This window comes from Anaeropeptidivorans aminofermentans (assembly GCF_940670685.1).
GTDB lineage: Bacteria > Bacillota > Clostridia > Lachnospirales > UBA5962 > Anaeropeptidivorans > Anaeropeptidivorans aminofermentans.
The window spans coordinates 2,529,706-2,548,263 of sequence record NZ_OW711693.1; the positions used below are offsets into that span (position 1 = coordinate 2,529,706).

Here is an 18,558-nt window from a genome sequence, read left to right on the forward strand (position 1 = left end):
ACTTTTTATGGAGATAGGATATGGATAGTGAGAAAAAAGCAATATCTGAAATAGCAGCTGCAATAGCCCATGAGGTAAAAAATCCCATAGCACTTGTAAGCGCAAATATTGATCTCATGGAGCTTAAAGATAAGAATAAAGTATATGAAAACAATTATATAATGATGAGAAGAGAGCTTTCAAAAATAAACGAACTTATGATGGATTTTATTAATCTTACGGAGCCTTTTGCAGAAGAAGGAGAAACCGTTTATTTATACCCTATACTTGCGGAGTTTTCCGAAATATATGCTGCCGCTTCAAACGAAAGAATCAAAATAAACTTATTAATAAAAAATAAAGCAGTAAAAGTAAACGGAAAGGAAAAATCCTTAAGAATCCTTTTTTCAAACATAATTAAAAATGCTGTGGAAGCCATCGAAGGTACCGGCTTTGTAAACATAGAGCTAAAGGAAGATCGGAATTTTATCGTCCTTGAATTTAAGGACAGCGGAAAGGGGATATGCGAAAAAGTCAAATCGAAAATAGGAGAAAAGCATTTTACGACGAAAAAATACGGAAGCGGCCTCGGCATATTAATCTGCCGAAAAATAGCCGAGGAGCACAGAGGCGATTTTACCCTCTGTAATTGGGAAGGAGGTTGTTCTGCTGTAGTAAGGCTTCCTAAGCCATGAAAGTTAAACTTATACATACGTATATAGTCTAAAAAACTCCGGCATGGGTAGCAGTAGCATAACAGTGATATCGCCTTTTATAGACGATATCACTGTTTTTTATGAGAAAAAATAGAAGAGTAATCATACTTTAGAGAATTCGCCTGTCGGAAAATATCTAAACTCACTCCCTCTTTAACAATGTGGCTATAAAAATTATCCACAATAGACGTGGACACATAATAAAAAGCTATGATAAAATTAAAAATACATATAATGTGCAAAGGGAGATGCAGGGATGAATAAAGAGGAAATTGCCAAAAGTATATATGATGTTTCCCACATAACCGGGGAATTTAAACTGCGCTCTGGTCAAGTTTCTATGGAGTATTTTGATAAATATTTATTCGAGGCTAAACCTGAATTGCTTATGGCAATTGCTAAAATAATGCAGCCGCTGATTCCGGCAGAAACAGAGATTATTGCAGGCCTTGAGATGGGCGGTATCCCTGTTGTCACTGCTCTTTCTATTGTAAGCGGATTACCATCTGCTTTTGTTCGGAAAAAACCTAAGATGTATGGGACATGTAAACTTGCAGAAGGCACAAATATTAGTCATAAAAATGTATGCATAATTGAAGATGTTGTCACAACAGGCGGACAGATTGTAGACAGCGTTAATGAATTAAGAAAACAAGGGGCAATAATCAACACTGTTTTATGTGTTATTTTAAGAGACGAAAAAGCAATCGAAACCCTTGCATATGAAGGTTTGAATATTATTCCAGCATTTACAATGGACTATATCAAGGAAAAAATAGCTTCTGATAATAAATAATACATAAATCGGTGAGGATAAAATTCCTCACCGATTTTAAATGTTTTTTTATTTTACCCTTCTATGTGCCGGGGCTTTTTATACTTATTCTATAGGCTCTAAATGGGCTTGGAAATGCCTTAAAATAGGCGGCTCCCATGTAATGCGGTAACCCTTTTTAATCTCACTTGCTCTTTCCTTTATGGCAATAAGGGCGTCTGCCATTACGTCAAAATGGGCCTGTGTATAGACTCTTCTTGGAATTGCAAGGCGGCTGAATTCAAACTGGGATTTTAACTGCTCTCCCGTATCGGGGTCGTTTCCAAGCATATAAGAACCAATATCACAGGTACGAATGCCGGCTTCTTTATAAAGCTCTATGCAAAGGGTCTGGGCAGGATATTCATAATAAGGTATCTGGGGAAACATAGCGGCTGCATCGATAAATAAGCCGTGGCCTCCTACCGGTGACTGATAAACGATACCGGCCTCGTCAAGCTTTGCCGCAAGGTATTCCATCTGGCCTATTCTATATTCAAGATAGCTGTCTTCGATGCTTTCATAAAGACCTATGGCAAGGGCTTCCAAATCTCTGCCTGATAATCCGCCGTATGTATAAAAGCCTTCATAGCTTATGCAGTTTGCTTTTATATCTAAAATTACAGGGGCTTTGCCGTCCTTGATGCCAATAAGGCCGCCCATATTCACGATGCCGTCTTTTTTGGCAGACATTGTAAACATATCAGCATAACTGAACATTTCTTTTATAATGTCTTTTATTGGGGTGTTTTCGTAGCCCTTTTCATCTCTTTTTATAAAATACGCATTTTCAGCATATCTTGCAGCATCTATATCGAGAGGGATATTGTACTTTTTGCATATTGCCGATACCTCTCTCATGTTCTGCATGGAAACAGGCTGGCCTCCCGCAGAATTGTTGGTAATAGTCATTATTACAAGGCCTACATTTTCGGGGCCTTTTTCAAGAATGATTTCTTCCAGCTTCTTTACGTCCATATTGCCTTTAAAGGGCGCTCTTTTTGCCGGGTCTTTGGCTTCTTCAACAACACAGTCTATAGCTCTTGCTCCTGCAAGCTCCACATGGGCCCTTGTTGTATCAAAGAACATATTGGATATGGAAAACTTTCCTTTTCCAAGGAAGAAAGGAAGAAGAACCTTTTCCGCAGCTCTTCCCTGATGAACAGGCTGAATATAATCATAGCCGAAAATATCTCTTCCGGCCTCTATAAGCCTATAATAGCTTTTTCCTCCGGCATAGGCTTCGTCTCCGGTCATTACGCCGGACCATTGCTTATCGCTCATGGCGTTTGTTCCGGAATCTGTCAAAAGGTCGATATAAACGTCCTCTGCCGATAAAGCAAACAGATTATAGTTTGCTTCCTTGATTTTTCTTTCTCTTTCCTCCCGGGATAATACCTTTATCGGCTCTACCATCTTAATGCGGAAGGGTTCAGGTACATACTTAATTGCCATATGATTCATCCTTTCAAATATATTTGAATACCCCGGTCACCTTCAATGGCTGGCGGACAGTATTTCCTTCTTCGTAAAATTCTCTTAGAGAAGTATTCTGGAATTATACTGCTTGCATAACAAATGTATTTAAATAAGCAAAGTTTGTACTATAGTAAAACAATTAGATTACAGTAACAAAAGCCGTATATTTTGAATGGCTTAACAGAAGGGGTTCTACTCTATTAAGCCGTTTATGAAAAATAGGCTTTTGTTACTACTTTAAAGTTGTTTTACTATAAAATGAGAGCCTGATATTCAATTATAAAAGTATCATCCTTGGATTGAATTTCCGTTCCTTTAAGGAACATCTGTACATAAAGATGTTACAGAGCGTCTTCAGAAGATAAATCCAAATCTCGCAGGTGAAGCCCGCAGAGTTTTAGAGGTAAATAAATCGGAGAGGCACATAAGGGGAGGCCTCGCCACTAAAGAAAAATATCTAAACATTTCACAAAACATTCCGACTAAAAAATTTAAATAGACCGAAGATTTTATAGTTATATTTAAGCGCAGTATGAAGCTTGGCTTTATATTGCGCTTAGTTATGTGTTTTAAGATATTTCATTTCTCATTATATATTACATAAGGGCCAAAGTAAATAAATTACACTGCTTTTAAAATACCCTTTTATATAGAATCTTTTTTAAATCTAATTCCTTCCTAAATATTTTTAATTCACAGAGGCTTCTTCTATCCTGTTTTTCAATATTAATTATTCATAGAATCCCTGCTGTTTTGGTGGATATTTGCACTTAGATATGTTACAATTTTTAAACGGTATACAAAATTTACCGTAAAAAAATTAAGCTAAGGTATTTACCAGATATCCTTTGGTTTAATTTATTGACATGCCAACTTACACTGAATATGATAAGAGAAACATCAGGCTACTGTAATTAGCCTCCAAGTGCTTTTAAAGGATTTGATAATATGATATATTTTGTACGCGGAAAGTTACATAGTATCCTTCCAAATAAGGTTATAATAGAGAATAACGGAATAGGCTATGAAATAACCATAGGTAATTCTACTGTTTCAAAGCTTCCTCCTTCCGGAAGCGAGGTTCTGCTTTATACCTATTATCAGAATAAAGAAGATAATACCGCTCTCTTCGGCTTTATGACGAAAGAAGAGCTTAGTATGTTTCATCTTCTTATTTCCGTATCAGGCATTGGGCCTAAAAGTGCTGTTACAATGCTTGGAGAGACAAGCCCTAAAGACCTTATGGTTGCCATCATCACAGATGATATTAAAACCATGAGCAGCTTCCCGGGAATAGGCAAAAAGACCGCCGCCCGGCTTATTTTAGAACTTAAAGATAAAATAAAAACTCAAGATGCAGTAAATGAAGAATTTGGCGATATTGTCCCCTCTTCTTCCGGTGCCCCTTCCGATGAAAAATCAGAAGCCGTAGATGCCCTTACAGCCTTGGGATATTCAAGAAGCGAAGCCTTTAAAACAGTAATTTCCGTATGGGAAGAAAATATGCCGGTAGAAACCATAATAAAGCTTGCCCTTAAGGCCTTTGCCGGAAAAAACAGAAGCTAATTTCGACCTCTTTATTTGCTTTTGCATAAGGAAAGGCAAATAAAGCGTATATTGGAGTTGATTTAATGGAACAAAGAATCATAACAGGGGATTTAAGAGACGAGGATATAGAGCTTGAACAGGGCCTGCGGCCTTTAACCTTCAGTACCTATATCGGTCAGGAGAGGGTCAAAAGCGCAATGGAGGTTTATGTAAAGGCCGCCAAAATGCGTAATGAGCCTCTGGACCATGTTCTTTTATATGGTCCTCCCGGTTTGGGAAAAACAACCCTCTCAAATATCATAGCCAATGAAATGAATGTCAAAATAAAAATCACCTCCGGTCCTGCCATAGAAAGGCCCGGTGACATGGCTGCCATACTGAACGACCTTAACGAAGGAGATATTTTATTTATAGATGAAATTCACAGGCTGAACAGGGCCATAGAAGAAATTCTTTACCCTGCCATGGAGGATTTTGTCATAGATATTGTTATCGGCAAAGGCCCCGGGGCAAAAAGCATACGCCTTGACCTGCCTAAATTCACTATGGTTGGTGCAACGACAAGAATAGGGCTTTTAACGGCCCCTTTAAGAGACAGATTCGGCGTAATAGAAAGGCTTGAGCCTTATACCGTAAGCGAGCTTTGCCAAATCGTATCCCGGTCTGCCGATGTTTTGAATATAGAAATTGAGCCTAAAGGTGCTGAAGAAATCGCAAGGCGTTCCAGGGGAACCCCAAGAATAGCCAATCGATTGCTTAAACGGGTAAGAGATTTTGCCCAGGTTATGCATGATGGAATCATAACGGAAGATATTGCCATAAGCTCTCTTGATATCCTTGAAGTTGATAAAATGGGTCTTGACCTTACAGACAGAAAAATGCTCCTTGCCATAATAGAAAAATTTGGCGGCGGCCCTGTAGGGGTAGAAAGCCTTGCCGCTTCCATAAATGAAGAAACAGATACCATTGAAGATGTATATGAGCCTTATCTGATACAGATGGGCTTTCTTATGAGAACCCCCAGAGGCCGGCAGGTTACAGACCTTGGCTATAAATACCTGGGCATCAATAAAAACGGCGACTCTAATCAGATGGAGCTGGATATGTAATTGTTTAACGAGGTGATAGAAATGCAGAGACCTGTTTATATTTTAGGCCATAAAAATCCTGATACGGATTCTATTTGTTCCGCAATCGCCTATGCGGAGCTTAAACAGCAGCTAGGCTTTCAAAACGTTAAGCCTTTTCGGCTTGGCAATGTAAACCATGAAACTGAGTTCGTGCTGAATTATTTCGGCGTTGAAGTTCCTGAGCTTGTTACGGATATAAGCCCTTCTTTAAGGGATTTAGATTTATATACGCCTGAATCTATTGAAAAGGATGCTCCCCTTAAAGCAGCATGGGCAGTTTTAAGCAGCCAGAAAGGAAGCAGAATTCTTCCTGTTATGGGGGAAGATAATAAGCTTGAAGGCATTATTTCCATCGGAGATATAACCAACCTTTTTATGAAAGTTGCCGATGAGGATTTAGGCTCAAACTATGAGGTTTTATTTAAAAATCTTATAAAAACTCTTGATTTTCTTAAAATCGAAGGCACTTACCCTTATGAAAAAATCGAAGGCGCCATATATATAGGCTCTACCATAGAGGATATCTCAACCCTTACGGAAAAAGATGTGGTTATTACAAATGATCTTGATACGGCGAAGAAAATATCTAAAAAGTCTCAGTGCGGCTGCCTTATATTGACAAATTCCCAGCCTATAGATGATCTGAAACCGGGAAAACATGCCGTCGCCAGCGTAAAATCATCATTATTTAAAACCATAGGGCTGTTAAACCAGTCCATATCCGTAGGCTCTTTAATGAAAAAGGATAATATTCTTACCTTTTCAGCAGATTCCTTTATTGATGATGTTATAGACGTAGTTCAATCCTCTTCTTACAGAAACTTTCCCGTTGTAGACAGAAACGGTGATCTTGTAGGAATCATATCAAGGCGTCATCTTATTGAATATAACAAGAAAAAGGTCATCTTAGTTGACCATAACGAAAGAAGCCAGTCTATCTTCGGCATAGAACAGGCAGAAATCATAGAAATCATTGACCATCACAGAGTAGCAGACGTTCAGACGGATTCCCCCGTATTTATTAGAGCAGAGCCTTTAGGAAGCACAGCAACCATTATCTATAAAATGTTTATTGAAGCAAAGGCCGCCATAAACCGTAAAATAGCGGGGCTTCTTTTAAGTGCGATATTATCGGATACCCTTAAATTTCTCTCTCCTACCTCAACGGAAGACGATAAAATGGCTGCCCATAAGCTTGCAACCATAGCCGAGGTAGACATCGACAAGTACAGCAGAGAAATGTTTGCAGTAAGCACTTCTTTGCAGGGATATACGCCGGAGCAAATACTCGCCATAGACAGAAAACAATTCACCTTCGGAAAATATGTGGCTTATATTGCCCAAGTAAACACCCTCGATTTCAGAAGCATCGTAAACATCGAGCAAGAGCTTGTTACGTCTATGGAAAAGCTTGTAGATGAAAATTACTGTGACTTATTTATTCTTATGATTACAGATATCGCTGAAGGGGGAACAGAGCTTCTTACCGCCGGAAGAGGCCGGGAACTCTTGTTTAAAGCCTTTGGTATGAAGCATGATGAAAATGCCATCTTCCTTCCTGGCGTTGTTTCAAGGAAAAAGCAAATCGTTCCGAAGCTTACCATCGCTGCTCAGTAGAATTTTAAAACCATAAAGCAGCAAATATCCTGCAAAGCATAAATTTGGAGGTGAATTATGAAAATCCTTAGAAAAATACAGTATAACTCCCCTGTAATACTTACCTTTACTCTTTTATCCTTTATCGCTCTTCTTTTGGGCATGGCCACAAAGGAAAAATCAACTTATTTACTGTTTTCTGTATATAAATCCTCATTTTCTGATCCTTTAAGCTATTTTAGGGTCTTCACCCACACTTTGGGGCATATTGATTTTGCCCACTTTTTCAATAATTTTATGCTTATTCTCCTTCTGGGCCCTATGGTGGAAGAAAAATACGGTTCGCTAAACCTTCTTTTAATGCTTCTTTTCACGGCATTTATAACAGGTGTTCTTCATATTATACTGTTTAACAGTATTCTTTTAGGGGCAAGCGGCATCGTATTTTTCCTGATACTCATAAGCTCCTACGCAAATTATCAAAAGGGCCGTATTCCCCTAACCCTCATCCTTGTAATCGTAATATTTATTGGAAGAGAAATTTACGCCGCATTTATGAATGATGATAATATTGCTCAAATCACCCATATTGCAGGAGCCTTCATAGGGGCATTAAGCGGAGCCTTTTTAAATAACAAGGTGAATCATAAAAAAGCATCTGAAAAAGATATGCCAAGCCCTCTTTTAGTTAAGCCCCCTGTAGAAGAAGATGAAGAAATATAACGAAGTAATTTTCCTGTGAAGCCTTCTCATTTCACAGGAATTTTTTCTTTCGACAACAAGTGTTTCTTAATTTAGCACTTTTCATAATTTTTTATGGATTTTACATAATAACTTATTATAAAACTCTTGTACAAAGTGTTAAATTTTGATATATTTGATATATATTGAACTTTCTTTCGAAACTATGTTTTGAAAGAAAGAATTATGTTTTACGAGGTTGCTATGATTGTAGGCGTGTGTACGGTTTATTTGTCAATTGAACAGGCCAATACTCTTAAAGAAAAGCGTATGGTTTTAAAAAGCCTCATTGCAAGGCTTAAAAATAAATTCAATATATCCGTTGCAGAAGTCGACAATCAGGATATCATTAAAAATGCTGCCATTGGCTTTGCTTGCGTGACGAACGATACAGGGCATGCCAACAGCATTATACAGCACGTTTTAAATTATATTGAGACTTTTTCGGAAGCCGTCATAATTGACATTTCCATCGAAATATTGTAAAATCCTCTCAGTGGTATGGATTTTACATCTTTTCTATGGTACAATATAGTGCTGTGCCATTGTTTTTGTGTTTATATCTAGGATAAATAGGAAGTTGAGGAGGCTCGCACCAAATGGGTAGCAGATTTGAAACAGTTGAAACTAACAAAGTGAAGATAACATTTGAAATAAGCCCTGAAAAATTCGAAGAAGGCATTCAGGAAGCTTACAAAAGAAACAGAGGAAAAATAAATATTCCCGGCTTCAGAAAGGGAAAAGCTCCGAGAAAGATTATTGAAATGAATTTCGGCAAGGAAATTTTCTACGAAGATGCCGTTAATATTGTTCTTCCAGACGCTTATGATAGTGCTGTTAAAGAGCTTAACCTTGACACCGTAAGCCGTCCGGAAATAGACATTGAAGAAATTTCTGCTGAAAACGGCGTTGTACTCACTGCCGAAGTATTCGTAAAGCCTGAGGTTTCAATCGAAGCAGAAGATTACAAAGGCGTTCAATACGAAATCGCTGAGGCTGTTATAGAAGATAGTGAAATCGAAGCTGAAATCAATAAAGTAAGAGAGCAAAATGCAAGAATCGTTCCTGTTACAGACCGCCCAGTTCAGGACGGCGATATCGTAACGCTTGATTTCGAAGGCTTTGTCGACGGAGTTGCCTTTGAAGGCGGCAAAGGAGAAAATTATGAGCTTACAATAGGTTCAAAGACCTTTATAGATACCTTTGAAGAGCAGTTAACAGGCCTTAATATCGGAGAAGAAAAAGACGTAAACGTTAAATTCCCTGAAGAATACGGCAAGGAAGAGCTTAACGGCAAACCTGCCCTCTTTAAGGTTAAAATAAACGGCATCAAATTCAAAGAGCTTCCTGAAGCAGATGATGATCTTGCTCAGGACGTATCCGAATTTGATACTCTTGATGAATATAAAAACAGCATAAAAGAAAAGCTTCTTTCCGCTAAGGAAGAAGAAATCAAAAACAAAAAGGAAAACGACATCGTTAAAGCTGTTACAGAAAAAGCTAAAATGGACGTACCTCCTGTTATGATTGAAAACCAAATAGAAAACATGGTGAATGATTTTGCCAATCAGCTTCGTATGCAAGGCCTTCCTCTTGAAACATATCTTCAGTATGTTGGCCAGGATATGGATTCTCTCAGAGAAGCCTACAGAGCAAATGCTGAAAATCAGGTTAAAAGCCGTTTGGTCCTTGAAGCTATCGCAAATAAAGAAGGCTTCCCTGTAACAGAAGAAGATATTGACGCAGAATTAAACAAATTAGCTGAAAACTATCAAATGGAAAAAGAAAGACTTGAAAACATTTTAAGGCCTGAAGATAAAGAAGGACTTAAAAAAGATATAGCAGTTAGAAAAGCTCTTGATTATATAGTCGAAAATGCAGTAGGCCAATAAAGTTTTTATTTCCCTTTTGTTAATAGCAAAAGGGAATTTAACTATTCAGGCCAATATACAAAAAACGATGTTTTTCGTATAATATAAATGAAATAAGACTATATTTGATTTCATTTACGAACATATTTCATGTAGGGAAATGTATTCGTAAAAGCTATATTTATGCTATAATATAAGTTAATAGAAATTTTTCTCTTATCTGCTTTATGGTTATGAGAAAAATTTTTTAATCATATTTTTAGAATTGTTCATACATTATTTTTACAAGGAGGAATCAAAATGAGTAGTTTAGTACCATATGTAATAGAACAAACCAGCAGAGGCGAACGCTCCTACGATATTTATTCCCGCTTGCTGAAGGATAGAATCATATTTTTAAGCGACGAAGTTAACGACGTTACTGCAAGCCTTATAGTTGCTCAGCTTCTCTTCCTTGACGCTGAAGACCCCGATAAGGATATTAACTTCTATATCAACAGCCCCGGCGGCTCAGTTACGGCAGGCTTAGCCATATATGACACAATGCAGCACATAAAAGCCGACGTTTCTACCATATGCGTAGGCATGGCCGCAAGCATGGGCGCTTTTCTTCTTGCCGGCGGTCAGAAAGGTAAACGCTTTGCCCTCCCTAACTCCGAAGTTATGATTCATCAGCCTTTAGGCGGAGCAAGAGGTCAGGCAACAGATATTAAAATACACGCAGACTGGATTATCAAAACAAAGGATAAGCTTAACAAAATACTTTCCGAAAATACCGGAAAGCCTTACGACATTATCGCAAGAGACACGGAGAGAGATTTCTTCATGTCCGCCGAAGACGCCAAGGAATACGGCCTGATTGATGATGTTATTATAAAACATAAATAAGGAGATATATTATGGCCTCTAACAATGAGAGCAAAAAACAGCTTAGATGCTCTTTTTGCAATAGACCTCAGGACCAAGTAAGAAGACTTATCGCAGGCCCGAATGTCTATATCTGCAACGACTGCATCAAGCAATGCCTTGAATTGCTGGACGAAGACTATTACGATTATTTTGACTTTACCAGTGACTTTGGGCTTCCAAGCCCGGAGACCATGAAAAATAAACTGGACGAATACGTCATAGGTCAAGATAATGCTAAAAAGTCCCTTGCCGTAGCCGTTTATAATCATTATAAAAGAATAGCCTCTCTTGACGTAAGCGACGATATTGAAGTACAAAAAAGCAATATTTTGCTTGTGGGCCCTACAGGCGTAGGAAAAACCTATCTTGCCCAAACCATGGCTAAGCTTTTAAACGTTCCTTTCGCCATTTCGGACGCTACCAGCCTTACAGAAGCCGGATATGTAGGCGAAGACGTTGAAAATATTCTTTTAAGGCTTATACTTGCGGCGGACTATGACATCGAAAGAGCCCAGCATGGCATCATTTTTATTGATGAAATAGATAAAATAGCCAGAAAATCCGAGAATCCTTCCATTACAAGAGATGTAAGCGGAGAAGGCGTTCAGCAGGCCCTGCTTAAGATACTCGAAGGAACCTTAGCCTCTGTTCCGCCTCAAGGCGGAAGGAAGCACCCTCATCAGGAATTTCTGCAGATAGATACTTCAAATATACTTTTTATATGCGGCGGTGCCTTCAGCGGCCTTGAACAGATTATCGAGCAAAGACTCAATAAAAAAGTCATAGGGTTCGGCGCAGAAACAAAAACAAAAGAAGAAAGGCTTAAGGATAAAGATGAGATTTTGAAAAACCTCCAGCCCCAGGACCTTCAAAAATTTGGTCTTATACCGGAGCTTGTAGGAAGGCTTCCCGTTACGGTTGCTTTATCTCCTCTTGATACAGATGCTCTTGTATCCATACTTACAAAGCCTAAAAATGCTATCATAAAGCAATATCAATATATGTTTGAACTGGACAATGTTTATCTTGAATTTGAAGATGATGCTCTCAAAGCCATTGCAGAAATAGCAATTGAAAGAAACACCGGTGCCAGAGGTTTAAGAGCAATCGTTGAAGAATTTATGACAGATATTATGTACCGCATCCCTTCGGATAATACCATAGAAAAGGTCATTATAACCGAAGGCACTGTCAGAAAGACTGAAGAAGCAACCATCATAAATAACCCCGATCGCCAGCCCATACCTAAAAAGATAAAAAAAGCCCGTTCCAAAAAAGTATCTGTGGTTTAATAAAATAAGAGCTTATGCTCTTTTAATGGGCTGTCTCCTTTGAGATAGCCCTTAAAAGAGCTTGCCCGGCATAAATTGGCCGGCTTTTTTTATAATAAATATGTTGTTATTAAAAAAGGGATATGTTAATATATTTGAAAGCTTTTTATAGCCCATGAAGATTAGACCTCAAATAATAAAGGGAACCTTTGATTTTCTTTGGTTTACCTTTGATATAAGCTTAACTCGTTTAAAGGATTACATTGCTCCTCGGCGATGCTTTTGTTTTTTAGATACTTAATGAGGAATATAAAGTTAGCTTACAATAAAAACCTTAAAAAATTATATTAATCTTATATTTTATTCCGCTATGTTTAAGCCGTTATAATTTATTTGTGAAAAAGTCCTTATTCCAAGGCTTTTTTACATATATATTTTGCAAAGTAAAATATATAATAGAACGACAAAATTGTGGTATAATGTAAAGCAAATTAAGCAAATCTTAATTTGCTTTACGAATATATTTCCGAAGGGAATATATGACGAAAAACTTATATTTATAAAATAATAAATTAAGTCAAGCTTCGCTTGATTTGGTTTACGAATACATTTTCCAAAGGAAAATGTATGAGGAATATTTACTCTTACGAAACAACATAAAAACCAGCCAAATCAATTAAAAATTAACTTTTCATATATTTATGCTTATTAATTTAAAAGGAGGATTTTAGATGCATAAACTTGTTAAAGAAGGCCTGACCTTTGATGACGTTCTGCTGATACCGGCAGAGGCCAACTTTCTTCCGAAAGATGTTAACCTTTCCACAAGGCTTACCAATAACATAATGTTAAACGCTCCCCTATTAAGTGCCGGAATGGACACGGTTACAGAGTCAAGAATGGCAATCGCCATGGCCAGGCAAGGAGGGATAGGCATAATACATAAAAATATGTCTATCGAAGAGCAGGCCATGGAAGTCGATAAGGTAAAAAGAAGCGAACATGGTGTAATCACAGACCCCTTCTTCCTTTCTCCTAACCATTATGTTTACGAGGCCGATGAATTAATGGGCACTTACCATATATCAGGCGTTCCTATTACGGAAAACAATAAGCTTGTTGGCATCATTACCAACAGGGACTTAAGATTTGAAACAGACCACAATAAGAAAATATACGAGGTTATGACTAAGGAAAACCTTGTTACCGCTCCTGAAGGAACAACTATTGAGGAAGCAAAAAATATACTCACCAAGTACAAAATAGAAAAGCTACCGATGATAGATGATAAGGGTAATTTGAAAGGCTTAATCACCATAAAAGATATTGAAAAAACCATAAAATACCCTAACAGTGCAAAAGATAAAAAAGGCAGGCTTTTAGTAGGCGCTGCCATCGGCAATACAAGCAATGTTTTTGACAGGGTAAGGGCCCTTGTAGAAGCCCACGTAGACGTTGTTATCATAGATACTGCCCACGGACATTCAAGATTTGTTCTTGATACGGTATATAAATTAAAAGAAACCTTCCCTAACCTTGAACTTATTGCAGGAAACGTTGCAACGGGAGAAGCTACTGAGGCCCTTATAAAGGCAGGCGCAGATGCTGTTAAGGTAGGAATCGGCCCCGGCTCCATCTGCACTACAAGAATTATAGCAGGTATCGGTGTTCCTCAAATTACGGCAATCTTTGACTGTGCTGAGGCAGCAGGTAAATACAACATCCCCATTATTGCAGACGGTGGAATCAAATTCTCCGGCGATGTAGTAAAAGCCATTGCCGCAGGTGCCGATAGCGTTATGATTGGAAGCCTTTTCGGCGGCTGTGATGAAAGCCCCGGAGATATAGAGCTTTATCAGGGAAGAAAATACAAGGTGTATAGAGGCATGGGTTCTCTTGCCGCTATGGAAAAAGGTTCCAAAGACAGATATTTCCAGGAGGAAAATAAAAAATTCGTTCCTGAAGGCGTTGAAGGAAGAATCGCCTACAAAGGCCCCGCTGCAGAGGTGGTATTCCAGCTTTTAGGCGGTCTTAGAGCAGGTATGGGCTACTGCGGAACCCAAACTATCGAAGAGCTTAGAACAAAGGCTCAGTTTGTAAAAATAACCTCCGCAGGCTTAAGAGAAAGCCATCCTCATGACATTCAGATAACAAAAGAATCACCAAACTACAGTGTAGAATACTAAAATTTAATTTTCTATTGTTGTCTTCACTGGAGCATGCTTGCAAATTGGACTGTCAGTAATATTTTTCATAAAAATTCCTTTTATCTTTTGCAGGCATGCTATAGATTTACAGCGTAACCATCATAAGGAATTTATACGATTAATCACCATTTCCATAAAAGTAAATTGTTCATGTAAGAAACGGAAGGGAAGGTAAAAGTGAATCACGAACTGGTTTTAATTTTAGATTTCGGCGGTCAGTACAATCAGCTTATTGCAAGACGTGTCCGCGACCTTAATGTTTATTGTGAAGTTATGAGCTACGACACGCCTCTGGAGGAAATAAAGAAAAAAAATCCAAAGGGAATCATCTTTACAGGAGGCCCCAGCGTAGTTACGGAAAAAGATGCTCCTATTGTAGAGAAAGAACTTTTTGAGCTTAACATTCCTGTTCTCGGCATTTGTTACGGCTGCCAGCTGATAGGCCATATATTCGGCGGAGAAATAACGCCTTCCGAAAACAGAGAATACGGCAAAACCGATTTAAAAGTAAACGCTGAAAACATTCTTTTTAGAGATGTTCCTGAAAACACTTCCTCTTGGATGAGCCATACTTATTATATAAAAACACCTCCTACAGGTTTTGAAATTATTGCATCTACCCCTTCCTGCCCCACAGGAGCTATCGCCGACAATAAAAATAAAATCTACGGCGTTCAGTTCCACCCAGAGGTAAACCACACTCCTTACGGAAATCAAATACTTACCAACTTCCTTTTTGAAATCTGCGGCTGTTCAGGCGACTGGATTATGGCAGACATTGCCACAGAACATGTAAAGGCCCTCAAAGAAAAAATCGGCGATAAAAAGGTTCTCTGCGCCCTTTCCGGCGGTGTTGACTCAACTGTTGCTGCCGTCATGGTAAATAAAGCCATCGGCAAGAATCTCACCTGTATCTTTGTGGACCACGGCCTTATGCGTCTTAATGAAGGTGATGAAGTCGAAGAAATATTCACAAAGCAATTTGACGTAAACTTCATAAGAGTAAATGCAGAAGACAGATTCCTATCTAAGCTTAAAGGCATTTCTGACCCTGAAACAAAGCGCAAAATCATCGGTGAAGAATTTATCCGTGTTTTTGAAGAAGAAGCTAAAAAAATCGGCTCTGTTGACTTCCTTGTCCAAGGAACCATCTATGCCGACGTAATCGAAAGCGGAACAAAAAATTCAGCCGTAATAAAAAGCCATCACAACGTAGGCGGCCTTCCCGACGTTATCGACTTCGAAGAAATTATTGAACCTTTACGTGATTTATTTAAAGACGAAGTAAGAAAGGTAGGCCTTGCCTTAGGCATTCCCGAAAAGCTTGTTTTCCGTCAGCCCTTCCCCGGCCCAGGCCTTGCCATAAGAGTCATCGGAGATATTACCAAAGAAAAGCTGGATATTCTTCGTAAAGCTGATTTTATCTTCCGTGACGAAATCGCAAAAGCCGGCCTTGACCGTGAAATATGGCAATACTTTGCAGTCCTCACTGGCCTTCGTTCAGTAGGCGTCATGGGAGATGAAAGAACCTACGGCTACACCATAGCCCTCCGCGGCGTAACAAGCCTCGACGCCATGACCGCTGACTGGGCAAGAATCCCCTATGAAGTATTAGAATCCATCTCTATAAGACTTGTAAACGAAGTAAAAGAAGTAAATAGAGTCGTTTATGATATTACATCTAAGCCACCGGCAACTATAGAGTGGGAATAATTAACGAAGCCCCAAAAGCCTTGAAATCTCAGGACTTTTGGGGCTTGTTTTCGCCATTTGATAGCAGATTGATAGCAGAAGCCATTTCCCGATTTACTCTGTTTACTCCCGTATAGCAGGTGGTTTGCAGGTAAATCTGGATTTATCCTAAATAAAACGGTCTTGCTGACTTTTGAAAGTCGGCAAGACCGTTTTATATTTTTAGTTAAAAAAGCTTTCTATATGTCCCACGATTATCAACAAACTCAATTTTCCCATAATCTCGTAATAATTGCAGCTGTTGTCTGATCTTTGCCCTAACATTTTTGTTATCCGGGTGCAGCATAGAGAGATGTGCCTCAAACATGTAGACATCATTCAAAGAAAAAATGTCAGTTTCAATCTTAATTAAGCAATCCAAAACATCCTCGTTCCATGAATCATTATCTAGCTTAGACATATTACTTTCCCTCCAAAAGCAATTAGATATGGTTGCCTATTTCTTCTTTTTTGCGGCTTTTACAATGGCATCGCTGAGTTCTTGAGATGGAACCTTTACCCACCGCTGTGTGGTGTCAAATTCGGGATATCTGTACCGCCACTGGTCGTATTGCTCTTTAGAAATTTCCCCTGCCTCCAGCTTTGCGGCCTGTTCATGCCAAGCGGAAAGCATTTCGAGCATTCCAACATAAGTCATGCCCTTGGACTTGTCCAGTCGCAGGCACAGCTCACCGTCAAGCTCCGATACTTTCAGACCGCGCAAATCCTCTAGCGCAAACAGTGTGTGCATCAGGCCAATATCGCTGTCAATGTCGGGTACAGCCAAAGCCTGTGAGCAAACGCCCAAGACATTCGCGAGATCGGCAGTCATGCTTTCTTTCGGCGTTCGAGCGCCGGATTCATATTGTGCCATGCGAACATCGGCTGTCTTTTCAGTGAAGCCGATGGCCATTCCAAGATACTTCTGCGTCATGCCGCGCAGATTGCGGATAAACCGGATTCTTTCACCGATTGCCATAGCATCGCCCCCTGTTCATAGTTAATTGTCCTATGGCATGAGTATAGCATATATGTTTAAGGATAGTCAAGAAAAACTTAAATAAAAAGGTTAAGGATTATCCTGAAAACCGCTTGACTTAACGGAATAGTGTTAGTATAATGAAAGAAACTTAAATAAATATAGTTAAGTTGAAGCAAAATAACCGTCGCGCGTCACGGTAATGGCGCGTCCGCCCGGGCGAATCGGATGGCGGCCAGAAAGTAATTCCGACACTAAAGAAATCACTATGCCCAAAAGGGCAAGAACAGGAGGTATTTAAGTGGCAGGACAAATGTTTTTGCGAGTTGAGGAAGTAGCGGAGGAATTGGGAGTTTCCAAGCCTTACGCCTACAAGCTAATCCGTTCCATGAACGCGGAACTGAAAAAGACCGGCTGCATCACGATCTCTGGCCGAATCGACAGAAAGTTCTTCTATGAGAAGTTTTATGGAACCCGCGATCAGCAAGGAAGGAGTATCTGATGGCAGCTTTTAAGAATTACGATAATGGCACATGGTATGTGCAATTCCGCTACACTGACTGGAAAGGCGAGCGGCAGCAGAAGTTGAAGCGTGGCTTCACCACCAAGAAGGAGGCCCTGGCGTGGGAGCGGGAGTTTCTCCAACAAAAGACAGCAGATGTGAATATGACATTTGAGAGCTTTGTTCAGCTTTACGAAAAGGACATTAAGCCCAAGCTCAAATTGAACACATGGTTGACCAAGGACAGCATCATCCAAAAGAAAATTCTTCCGTATTTTAGGAAACGTAAGCTATCTGAGATTACGGCAAAGGACATTATCGACTGGCAAAATGAAATACGGGAATTGACGGATTCCAAGGGAAAGCATTACTCCCTGACCTATCTAAAAACAGTTCATAACCAGCTTAGCTGCATTTTCAACCATGCCATCCGATACTATGGCCTGCAACTCAACCCTGCGCAGAGGGCGGGCAATATGGGGACAGAGGAACGCCGGGAAATGCTCTTTTGGACAAAGGAAGAATATGAAAGGTTTTCCGATGCCATGATGGATAAACCCATGTCCTACTACGCCTTTGAGATGCTTTACTGGTGTGGAATCCGAGAGGGAGAACTTCTGGCGCTCACCCCGGCAGACTTCGACTTTGAAAACGAGACGGTGCGCATCAACAAATCCTACCAACGGCTAAAAGGACAGGATGTCATCACAACGCCCAAAACCAAAAAGAGCAATCGCATCATAACCATGCCGCAGTTCTTGTGCGGTGAAATGCAGGACTATCTCAAGCAGTTTTACAACGTGGAGCCGGATAGCCGAATTTTTCCCATCAGCAAGCATTATCTTCATCACGAGATGGATAGAGGCACCAAGGAAACCGGAGTAAAGCGGATCAGAATCCATGATTTGAGACACAGCCACATAAGTTTGTTGATTGATATGGGCTTTACAGCTCTGGCGATTGCCGATCGCGTGGGACATGAGAGCATCGACATTACGTATCGTTATGCACATTTGTTTCCCACGCGGCAGACGGAAATGGCGGAAAAACTGGATGTTCAAAGAACCGGGAAAGGAGTTTGAATA

The 18,558-nt window shown here is 39.5% G+C and carries 17 protein-coding genes and 1 pseudogene; 15 read left to right on the forward strand and 3 right to left on the reverse strand.

What is annotated here, in order from left to right:
• Positions 1–20 precede the first annotated feature (20 nt).
• Positions 21–674, forward strand: a complete 654-nt coding sequence (locus NBX03_RS10650; RefSeq protein ID WP_250227758.1) for a sensor histidine kinase — start codon at positions 21–23, stop codon at positions 672–674.
• 277 nt (positions 675–951) lie between these two features.
• Positions 952–1,491 carry an orotate phosphoribosyltransferase gene (gene pyrE / locus NBX03_RS10655; RefSeq protein ID WP_250227759.1) on the forward strand — a complete coding sequence of 180 codons (540 nt, stop codon included), beginning with the start codon at positions 952–954 and terminating at the stop codon, positions 1,489–1,491.
• A gap of 84 nt (positions 1,492–1,575) precedes the next feature.
• On the opposite strand, the gene NBX03_RS10660 is transcribed toward pyrE, so the two are convergent.
• Positions 1,576–2,964 (reverse strand): tryptophanase, encoded by a 1,389-nt coding sequence (locus tag NBX03_RS10660; protein ID WP_250227760.1) that lies wholly within the window; start codon positions 2,962–2,964, stop codon positions 1,576–1,578.
• 346 nt (positions 2,965–3,310) lie between these two features.
• Between NBX03_RS10660 and NBX03_RS10665 the strand changes: the two are divergent.
• The 11 genes and pseudogenes from NBX03_RS10665 to guaA form a co-directional block, all read left to right on the forward strand.
• Positions 3,311–3,487, forward strand: a pseudogene (locus NBX03_RS10665) (sporulation transcriptional regulator SpoIIID); the annotation flags it as partial.
• A 449-nt stretch (positions 3,488–3,936) separates the two neighbouring features.
• A complete protein-coding gene (gene ruvA, locus NBX03_RS10670) occupies positions 3,937–4,554 on the forward strand; it encodes a Holliday junction branch migration protein RuvA (RefSeq protein ID WP_250227761.1) in 618 nt (205 codons plus the stop codon).
• A gap of 65 nt (positions 4,555–4,619) precedes the next feature.
• Entirely contained in the window at positions 4,620–5,645 is a 1,026-nt protein-coding gene (gene ruvB / locus NBX03_RS10675; RefSeq protein WP_250227762.1) for a Holliday junction branch migration DNA helicase RuvB, read from the forward strand.
• A gap of 21 nt (positions 5,646–5,666) precedes the next feature.
• Complete coding sequence (locus tag NBX03_RS10680) at positions 5,667–7,283, forward strand: putative manganese-dependent inorganic diphosphatase (protein ID WP_250227763.1); 1,617 nt, start codon at positions 5,667–5,669, stop codon at positions 7,281–7,283.
• 57 nt (positions 7,284–7,340) lie between these two features.
• Positions 7,341–7,985 (forward strand): rhomboid family intramembrane serine protease, encoded by a 645-nt coding sequence (locus NBX03_RS10685; protein ID WP_250227764.1) that lies wholly within the window; start codon positions 7,341–7,343, stop codon positions 7,983–7,985.
• A gap of 204 nt (positions 7,986–8,189) precedes the next feature.
• Positions 8,190–8,489 (forward strand): DUF503 domain-containing protein, encoded by a 300-nt coding sequence (locus tag NBX03_RS10690; RefSeq protein WP_323373227.1) that lies wholly within the window; start codon positions 8,190–8,192, stop codon positions 8,487–8,489.
• Positions 8,490–8,602: 113 nt separating this feature from the next.
• Positions 8,603–9,895, forward strand: a complete 1,293-nt coding sequence (tig, locus tag NBX03_RS10695; RefSeq protein WP_250227765.1) for a trigger factor — start codon at positions 8,603–8,605, stop codon at positions 9,893–9,895.
• 279 nt (positions 9,896–10,174) lie between these two features.
• Positions 10,175–10,762, forward strand: a complete 588-nt coding sequence (gene clpP / locus NBX03_RS10700) for an ATP-dependent Clp endopeptidase proteolytic subunit ClpP (RefSeq protein WP_250227766.1) — start codon at positions 10,175–10,177, stop codon at positions 10,760–10,762.
• Between the two features lie 11 nt (positions 10,763–10,773).
• The gene (gene clpX / locus NBX03_RS10705) at positions 10,774–12,075 is read left to right on the forward strand and encodes an ATP-dependent Clp protease ATP-binding subunit ClpX (protein WP_250227767.1); all 1,302 of its coding nucleotides are present in this window, start codon (positions 10,774–10,776) and stop codon (positions 12,073–12,075) included.
• 710 nt (positions 12,076–12,785) lie between these two features.
• Complete coding sequence (gene guaB, locus NBX03_RS10710) at positions 12,786–14,240, forward strand: IMP dehydrogenase (protein ID WP_250227768.1); 1,455 nt, start codon at positions 12,786–12,788, stop codon at positions 14,238–14,240.
• Positions 14,241–14,438: 198 nt separating this feature from the next.
• Positions 14,439–15,974: a glutamine-hydrolyzing GMP synthase gene (gene guaA, locus NBX03_RS10715; protein WP_250227769.1), complete on the forward strand. Its 1,536-nt coding sequence runs from the start codon at positions 14,439–14,441 to the stop codon at positions 15,972–15,974.
• 205 nt (positions 15,975–16,179) lie between these two features.
• Here guaA and NBX03_RS10720 read toward each other — a convergent pair whose 3' ends face one another.
• Both NBX03_RS10720 and NBX03_RS10725 read right to left on the reverse strand, forming a co-directional pair.
• Complete coding sequence (locus NBX03_RS10720; protein ID WP_250227770.1) at positions 16,180–16,413, reverse strand: hypothetical protein; 234 nt, start codon at positions 16,411–16,413, stop codon at positions 16,180–16,182.
• A gap of 36 nt (positions 16,414–16,449) precedes the next feature.
• Positions 16,450–16,971 (reverse strand): helix-turn-helix domain-containing protein, encoded by a 522-nt coding sequence (locus tag NBX03_RS10725; RefSeq protein ID WP_250227771.1) that lies wholly within the window; start codon positions 16,969–16,971, stop codon positions 16,450–16,452.
• Positions 16,972–17,272: 301 nt separating this feature from the next.
• On the opposite strand from NBX03_RS10725, the gene NBX03_RS10730 reads away from it, so the two are divergent.
• Together NBX03_RS10730 and NBX03_RS10735 are read left to right on the forward strand one after the other, a co-directional pair.
• Positions 17,273–17,473, forward strand: coding sequence for a MerR family transcriptional regulator (locus NBX03_RS10730; RefSeq protein ID WP_250227772.1), 201 nt, complete (start codon positions 17,273–17,275; stop codon positions 17,471–17,473).
• Positions 17,473–18,555, forward strand: coding sequence for a site-specific integrase (locus NBX03_RS10735; RefSeq protein ID WP_250227773.1), 1,083 nt, complete (start codon positions 17,473–17,475; stop codon positions 18,553–18,555). The genes NBX03_RS10730 and NBX03_RS10735 overlap by 1 nt, the downstream gene beginning before the upstream one ends.
• Positions 18,556–18,558: the final 3 nt, after the last annotated feature.

Excerpts from the sequence above, each read along its gene's own strand:
- NBX03_RS10650 (WP_250227758.1), top strand. The coding sequence starts at position 21 with ATGGATAGTGAGAAAAAAGCAATATCTGAAATAGCAGCTGCAATAGCC.
- pyrE (WP_250227759.1), top strand. The coding sequence starts at position 952 with ATGAATAAAGAGGAAATTGCCAAAAGTATATATGATGTTTCCCACATA.
- NBX03_RS10660 (WP_250227760.1), bottom strand. The coding sequence starts at position 2,964 with ATGGCAATTAAGTATGTACCTGAACCCTTCCGCATTAAGATGGTAGAG.
- ruvA (WP_250227761.1), top strand. The coding sequence starts at position 3,937 with ATGATATATTTTGTACGCGGAAAGTTACATAGTATCCTTCCAAATAAG.
- ruvB (WP_250227762.1), top strand. The coding sequence starts at position 4,620 with ATGGAACAAAGAATCATAACAGGGGATTTAAGAGACGAGGATATAGAG.
- NBX03_RS10680 (WP_250227763.1), top strand. The coding sequence starts at position 5,667 with ATGCAGAGACCTGTTTATATTTTAGGCCATAAAAATCCTGATACGGAT.
- NBX03_RS10685 (WP_250227764.1), top strand. The coding sequence starts at position 7,341 with ATGAAAATCCTTAGAAAAATACAGTATAACTCCCCTGTAATACTTACC.
- NBX03_RS10690 (WP_323373227.1), top strand. The coding sequence starts at position 8,190 with ATGTTTTACGAGGTTGCTATGATTGTAGGCGTGTGTACGGTTTATTTG.
- tig (WP_250227765.1), top strand. The coding sequence starts at position 8,603 with ATGGGTAGCAGATTTGAAACAGTTGAAACTAACAAAGTGAAGATAACA.
- clpP (WP_250227766.1), top strand. The coding sequence starts at position 10,175 with ATGAGTAGTTTAGTACCATATGTAATAGAACAAACCAGCAGAGGCGAA.
- clpX (WP_250227767.1), top strand. The coding sequence starts at position 10,774 with ATGGCCTCTAACAATGAGAGCAAAAAACAGCTTAGATGCTCTTTTTGC.
- guaB (WP_250227768.1), top strand. The coding sequence starts at position 12,786 with ATGCATAAACTTGTTAAAGAAGGCCTGACCTTTGATGACGTTCTGCTG.
- NBX03_RS10720 (WP_250227770.1), bottom strand. The coding sequence starts at position 16,413 with ATGTCTAAGCTAGATAATGATTCATGGAACGAGGATGTTTTGGATTGC.
- NBX03_RS10725 (WP_250227771.1), bottom strand. The coding sequence starts at position 16,971 with ATGGCAATCGGTGAAAGAATCCGGTTTATCCGCAATCTGCGCGGCATG.
- NBX03_RS10735 (WP_250227773.1), top strand. The coding sequence starts at position 17,473 with ATGGCAGCTTTTAAGAATTACGATAATGGCACATGGTATGTGCAATTC.